The sequence below is a fragment of the Kineococcus mangrovi genome (genome assembly GCF_041320705.1).
In the GTDB taxonomy this organism is placed as follows: domain Bacteria; phylum Actinomycetota; class Actinomycetes; order Actinomycetales; family Kineococcaceae; genus Kineococcus; species Kineococcus mangrovi.
Window position 1 is genome coordinate 613,552 of the sequence record NZ_JBGGTQ010000003.1, and the last position, 6,405, is coordinate 619,956.

Consider the following 6,405-nt stretch of genomic DNA (forward strand, 5'->3'; position numbering starts at 1 on the left):
GGCTCACCCCTCGCCCAGCGCGGCGAGGACGGCCCCGGGGACCGTCAGGTGCGGCCAGTGGCCCGCACCGAGGTCCCCGAGGTCGACCGTGCCGATCCGCGGGTTGAGGGTGCGCAGGACGCCCAGGTCGACGTCGCGGCTGGAGCGGACGTAGAGGGTCGGCACGGTCAGCGCGGCCAGCAGCGGCCGCGGGTCCAGGGCCAGCACGGCGTACCACAGCGGGCGGACGGCGCCGGCGTCGGTGGCGAGGATCCCGGCGACGACCTCCTCGCCCAGGCCCGGGTCGTGCGCGCCCCAGGACGAGCGCATCGACTCCTCCAGCGTCCGGCGCCAGTCCGCCCGCAGCACCGCGTCCGCGCGGGACGTCTTGCGCGCCAGCGCCTCCGGCGTGACCGGCAGGTTCGCGTCCAGGAGCACGAGCCGGCGCAGCAGCCCCGGGTGCCGGACGGCCAGGACGAGTCCGGCGACCCCGCCGGTGCTGTGCCCGACGAGGACCGACCCCGCCGGCACCCGGCCGGCGAGCCGGTCCGCGACCGACTCCAGCGTCACCGGTGCCACGGGGGGTTCCCCGCCGTGCCCGGGCAGGTCCAGCGCGAGCACCGGTTCGGGGGCGAACCCCGGCGCGAGGCGGCGGAACTGCCAGGGGGCGCACCCGATGCCGGGGACGAGGACGACGCTCACGCGACAGCGGTGGTCACGGGGTGGCGAGGACCCGCACCGACCACGGCGCCACGCGGAGCGCCTGGCCAGCCCGGACGGTCCGCCGGTGGCGGTCGCCCGTGGAGGACCACCGCGGCGCGAACGTCCCGATCCCCTCCAGGGCGGGCAGCGTCACGTCGAGCTGGCGCGGGCCGCCGTTGACCACGACGAGCACGGAGTCGTGCCCGCGGTCGCGGCCGTCGAGGAGGACCTGCAGGATCCGCCGGTCGGACTGGTGCCAGTCCTCGACCGTCATCTCCCCGCCGTCCTCGGCGAACCAGTGCAGGTCCTGGCGCTGGTCGCGCACCGGGGAACCCCGACGGACCCCGGCCTCGCGCAGCACGGGGTAGCGCTGCCGCAGCGCCAGCAGTTCCCGGACGTCCCCCAGCAGCTCGGACTGCCAGCCCTGCAGGTCCCAGTCGATCCAGCTGACCTCGTTGTCCTGGCAGTAGGCGTTGTTGTTCCCGCCCTGGCTGCGGCCGAACTCGTCCCCGGCCGTCAGCATCGGCACCCCCGAGGACAGGACGAGCGTGGCGAGCAGGTTGCGGATGCCGCGACGACGCAGGTCCAGGACCCGCTCGTCCGTCGTGACGCCCTCGACCCCGTGGTTCCAGCTGGTGTCGGAGTCGCTGCCGTCGCGGTTGCCCTCGCCGTTGTCCTCGTTGTGCTTGCGGTCGTGGGCGACGAGGTCGGCGAGGGTGAACCCGTCGTGGGCCGTCACGAAGTTCACGCTCGTCAGCCGGCCGCGCTGGACGTCGAAGGTGTCGGCCGACCCGGCGAACCGCGTCGCGAGCTCGCGCAGACCGCGGCCGGCGGCGTCGGGCGCGGAGTGGCCGAGGGCCATCTCGCGGGCGTCGGTGAGCCAGAACCGCCGCACCCCGTCGCGGTAGCGGTCGTTCCACTCGTGCAGCGGCGCCGGGAACTGGCCCGTGCGCCAGCCGAAGGGCCCGACGTCCCAGGGTTCGGCGACGAGCTTCGTCCCCGCCAGCACGGGGTCGGTGCCGAGCGCCACGAGGAACGGGTGGTCGGGGGAGAACCCCTCGCGGCCGCGGGCCAGCGTCGTCATGAGGTCGAAGCGGAACCCGTCGACGCCGTACTCGCTGACCCAGTACCGCAGCGAGTCCAGCGCGAACTGCACGACGCGGCGCTCGGTGAAGTCCAGGGAGTTCCCGCAACCGGTCACGTCCACGGGCCGCCCGCCCGCGTCGCGCAGGTAGTAGGTCGCGTCGTCCAGCCCGCGCAGCGACAGGTGGGGGCCGTCCGGCCCCTCCTCGCAGGAGTGGTTGTAGACGACGTCGAGCAGCACCTCGATGCCGGCGGCGTGCAGCTCCTGCACCGCGCGGCGGAACTCCTCGCGCACGGCACCGGGCCCGGCGGCCCGGGCCGCGGCCGTCGCGTACCCGGGGTGGGGGGCGTTGAACGCCAGGGTGTTGTAACCCCAGTAGTTCACGAGCCCGCGCCGGCGCAGGGCGACCTCGGACGTGCTGGCGTGCACCGGCAGCAGTTCCAGGGTCGTGACGCCGAGGGAGCGCAGGTGCTCGACGACGGCGGGGTGCCCCAGCGCCGCGTACGTCCCGCGCAGGTCCGCCGGGACGTCGGGGTGCCGCTTCGTCAGACCGCGCACGTGCGCCTCGTAGACGACGGTGTCCGCCCACGGGACGCGGGGCCGTTCGTCGGCGCGGACCCGCAGCTCCTGCGGCACCGCGTCCAGGACGACGCCGAGCGGCACGTGCGGGGCGCTGTCGCGGGGGTCGGCCACGGCGAGGTCGCCGCGCAGCGCCTCGTCGACGGTGTGCCCGAAGACCTCCGGGGTCAGCGCCACCTCGCCCTCGACCCCGCGGGCGTACGGGTCGAGCAGGAGCTTGGCCGGGTTGTGCCGCAGCCCGCGCTCGGGGTCCCAGCGGCCGTGGACGCGCAGGCCGTACCGGGCCCCGGCCACGAGGTCGGGGACGTGACCGTGCCAGACCCCCTGGTCGACCTCGGGCAGGCGCGTGCGGGTCTCGGAGCCGTCGGCGGCGACCACGCACACGTCGACGGCGTCGGCGTGCCCGGCGAACACCGCCACGTCGGCGCCCCGGCCGTCCTCGCGCAGGGTCACCCCCAGCGGGTGGCTCCGGCTGCCGGTGCCGGGAGGCGCGGGTGGGGCGGGGCGGATCGGGACGGGCACCGGCGCAGTCTGCCAGTTCCTTACACTGGACGCCGTGACGGCGGACCAGCGGGCCTACCTGGACCACGCCTCGACGACCGCCCTGCGGCCCGAGGCCCTCGAGGCGTACGTGGCCGAGACCGCGCGCGGCGCGGGCAACCCGTCGTCGCTGCACTCGGCCGGCCGGCGCGCGCGGGTGAGCGTGGAGGAGAGCCGCGAGACGCTCGCCGAGCTCCTGGGCGCCCGCCCCGGCGAGGTCGTCTGGACCTCCGGCGGCACCGAGAGCGACAACCTGGCCCTGACGGGGCTGTACCGGGCGCGGCGCGACGCCGACCCCCGGCGGCGGCGCATCGTCCTGGCCGCCACCGAGCACCACGCCGTCCTGGACTGCGTCGAGTGGCTGCAGGCGCGCGAGGGCGCCCTCCTGAGCTGGGTCCCCGTCGACGGGACCGGGCTGGTCGAGCCGGCCGCCCTCGCCGAGGTGCTGGGCGGGGGCGAGGACGTCGCGCTGGTCTCGCTCATGTGGGCCAACAACGAGGTCGGGACGGTCCAGCCGGTCGCGGTGGCCGCCGAGGTCGCGCACGCGGTGGGGGTGCCGCTGCACACCGACGCCGTCCAGGCCGTCGGCCACCTGCCCGTGGACTTCGCCGCCTCCGGCGCGGACCTGCTGTCGCTGTCGGCGCACAAGTTCGGGGGGCCGGTCGGCACCGGTGCGCTGCTCGTCCGGCGCGGCACGACCCTCGTGCCGCTGCAGCAGGGCGGTGGGCAGGAACTGGGGGTGCGCTCGGGCACCCTGGACGCGCCCGGGGTCCGCGCGAGCGCCGCGGCGCTGCGGGCGGCCGTGGCGGCGCTGCCGGAGGAGGCCGCGCGGCTGGCGGCGCTGCGGGACCGCCTGCTCGCCGGGGTGTCGCAGGTGCCCGGCGCCGTCGTGCGCGGCGCCGCGCCCGGGCCGGGCCGGTTGCCCGGGAACGCCCACGTGACGGTCCAGGGGTGCGAGGGCGACTCCCTCACCTACCTGCTCGACGCGGCCGGGGTCGAGTGCTCCACGGGGTCGGCCTGCCAGGCCGGCGTGCCGCAGCCCAGCCACGTGCTCCTGGCCCTGGGCCTGACACCGGCCGAGGCCGCCGGCGCGTTGCGCTTCTCCCTGGGCTGGACGTCCACCGCCGCCGACGTGGACGCCGCCGTGGCCGCCCTCGGGCCGGCTGTCGAGCGGGCCCGCCGGGCCAGCGGGTCCCGGGCGGGCCGGGCCCACCGGCGCCGTCCCGTCCTGGCGGGGGGTCGGTGATGCGCGTCCTTGCCGCGATGAGCGGGGGCGTGGACTCGGCCGTGGCCGCGGCGCGAGCCGTCGAGGCCGGCCACGAGGTCGTCGGCGTCCACATGGCCCTGAACCGCGACCCCGGCACGCTGCGCACGGGGTCGCGCGGGTGCTGCACCATCGAGGACTCCCTCGACGCGCGCCGCGCCGCGGACCTGCTGGGCATCCCGTTCTACGTGTGGGACCTGTCCGGGGACTTCGTCGAGGACGTCGTGGAGGATTTCGTCGCCGAGTACGCCGCGGGCCGCACCCCGAACCCCTGCGTGCGCTGCAACGAGCGCATCAAGTTCGCCGCGCTGCTGGACAAGGGCATCGCGCTCGGCTTCGACGCCGTCGCCACCGGCCACTACGCGCAGGTGCGCCCGGGCCCGGACGGTGCCGCCGAGCTGCACCGCGCCGCCGACGAGGCGAAGGACCAGTCCTACGTGCTCGCCGTCCTCGACGCCGACCAGGTCGCGCACGCGATGTTCCCCCTCGGCGACGCCCCGACGAAGGCGCAGGTCCGCGAGGAGGCGCGCCGCCGCGGGCTCCCCGTCGCGGACAAGCCGGACAGCCACGACATCTGCTTCATCCCCGACGGCGACACCCGCGGGTTCCTGGCCGACAAGCTGGGGGAGGTGCCGGGCGAGATCGTCGACGAGTCCGGGGAGGTCCTCGGCGCCCACACCGGCACGTACGGGTTCACGGTGGGGCAGCGCAAGGGCCTGGGGATCGCCCGACCCGCGCCCGACGGCCGGCCCCGGTACGTGCTGAGCATCGAACCCGTCCGCCGCACCGTGACCGTCGGCCCCGCCGAACGGCTCGCCGTGACGGGGGTGCACGCCGTCGACCCGGTCTGGAACGGCCCGGCGCCGCAGGGTCCGGTCGAGGTGCACGTGCAGGTGCGCGCGCACGGCGAGGCCGTGCCGGCCGTCGTCGAACCCCGCGCCGACGGGCTCGGCATCACCCTGCGGACGTCGCTGACCGGGGTCGCCCCCGGCCAGACGGTCGCGGTCTACCGCGGGACGAGGGTGCTGGGTTCGGCGACGATCGCGGGGACGACCGCCGAGACCTCCTGAGCCGGCGGCGGCCCGGTCCGGAGGTGCCCCCGGGCACGGGTGCTGCTGGGTCCGTGCAGCGCGGGGCGGCGACCGTCGGTGAGGTGGGTCCGGCTCAGCTCACCAGCACCGTCACGGTGTGGATGGACAACCCCACGAGCCCGCCGACGACGGTCCCGTTGATCCGGATGAACTGCAGGTCCCGGCCGACGTGCAGTTCGATGCGGCGGGCGGCGTCGTCGCCGTCCCAGCGCGCCACGGTGTCGGAGATGACGGTCGCGAGCTCGGGGGCGAAGCGGCGCACGACGTGCCCGGCGGCGTCGGTGAGGTGACCCTCGACGCGGGTCGCGAAGGCGGCGTCCTCGACGAGCCGGTGCCCCACGTCGACCAGGGCCTCCTCGCTGCGGGTGCGCAGCGAACTGCCCGGGTCGGCCAGGGCGTCGGCCAGGAAACCCCGCACGCTGGACCACAGACCGGCCACCGTGTCCGCCAGACCGGGGGAGCTGAGGAGCCGCTGCTGGAACTCGTCGGCCTTGGCGCGGGTGTCCGGGTCGTGCTGCAGGGCGTCGGCGTACCGGGCCAGCAGGTCGTCGACGGCCTTGCGGCCGGCGTGCCCGCGGTCGTCGACCATCTCGTCGACCCACCGCTGCGCCTCGGTGTGGACCCGCTTGCCGAGCCGGTCGTTGAGCCAGTCCGGCACCCACAGCGGGGCCCGGTCGGTGACCAGGCGGCGCACGAGGGTCTCGTTGCGGCGCAGCCACGTCTGCACCTCGACGAGGGTGAGGTCCACGACGGGGTGGTGGGTCCCGTCGCGCACGACCTCCTCGAGCAGCCGGCCCAGGGTCGGGCTCCACGGCTGCGCGGCCAGGCGCCGGACGAGCACCTGGTCGATGACGGCGGTGACCTCCTCGTCGCGCAGGATCCCGAGCGCGCCGGTGAGGATCGTCGAGGCCTCCTCCACCACGCGCCGCGAACCGCCCCGGTCGCACAACCACGACCCCGCGCGCCGGGGGATGCCGGCCCGCTGCACCTTGTCGCGCACGACGTCCTCGGCGAGGAAGTTCTCGGCGACGAACTGCTCCAGGCTCTTGCCGAGCGCCTCCTTGCGGCGCGGGATGAGCGCGGTGTGCGGGATGGGCAGCCGCAGCGGGTGGCGGAAGATCGCCGTCACGGCGAACCAGTCCGCGACGGCGCCGACCATGGCGGCC

At 76.2% G+C, this 6,405-nt stretch carries 5 protein-coding genes; 2 read left to right on the forward strand and 3 right to left on the reverse strand.

Annotated elements, in window-relative coordinates; all coding sequences use genetic code 11:
- Positions 1 to 3: 3 nt before the first annotated feature.
- Together AB2L28_RS08800 and glgX are read right to left on the reverse strand one after the other, a co-directional pair.
- Positions 4 to 681 (reverse strand): alpha/beta fold hydrolase, encoded by a 678-nt coding sequence (locus AB2L28_RS08800; RefSeq protein WP_370718363.1) that lies wholly within the window; start codon positions 679 to 681, stop codon positions 4 to 6.
- Positions 682 to 694: 13 nt separating this feature from the next.
- Entirely contained in the window at positions 695 to 2,866 is a 2,172-nt protein-coding gene (gene glgX / locus AB2L28_RS08805; protein ID WP_370718364.1) for a glycogen debranching protein GlgX, read from the reverse strand.
- A 34-nt stretch (positions 2,867 to 2,900) separates the two neighbouring features.
- Here glgX and AB2L28_RS08810 point away from each other — a divergent pair, with 34 nt between their 5' ends.
- Together AB2L28_RS08810 and mnmA are read left to right on the forward strand one after the other, a co-directional pair.
- On the forward strand, positions 2,901 to 4,130 hold the full coding sequence (locus AB2L28_RS08810; protein WP_370718365.1) for a cysteine desulfurase family protein: 1,230 nt from the start codon (positions 2,901 to 2,903) through the stop codon (positions 4,128 to 4,130).
- Positions 4,130 to 5,218, forward strand: coding sequence for a tRNA 2-thiouridine(34) synthase MnmA (gene mnmA / locus AB2L28_RS08815; protein WP_370718366.1), 1,089 nt, complete (start codon positions 4,130 to 4,132; stop codon positions 5,216 to 5,218). The genes AB2L28_RS08810 and mnmA overlap by 1 nt, the downstream gene beginning before the upstream one ends.
- Positions 5,219 to 5,312: 94 nt before the next feature.
- On the opposite strand, the gene AB2L28_RS08820 is transcribed toward mnmA, so the two are convergent.
- Positions 5,313 to 6,405: DUF445 domain-containing protein (locus AB2L28_RS08820; RefSeq protein ID WP_370718367.1), on the reverse strand; the 1,093-nt coding region annotated here is incomplete at its 5' end.

Excerpts from the sequence above, each read along its gene's own strand:
- mnmA (WP_370718366.1), top strand. The coding sequence starts at position 4,130 with ATGCGCGTCCTTGCCGCGATGAGCGGGGGCGTGGACTCGGCCGTGGCC.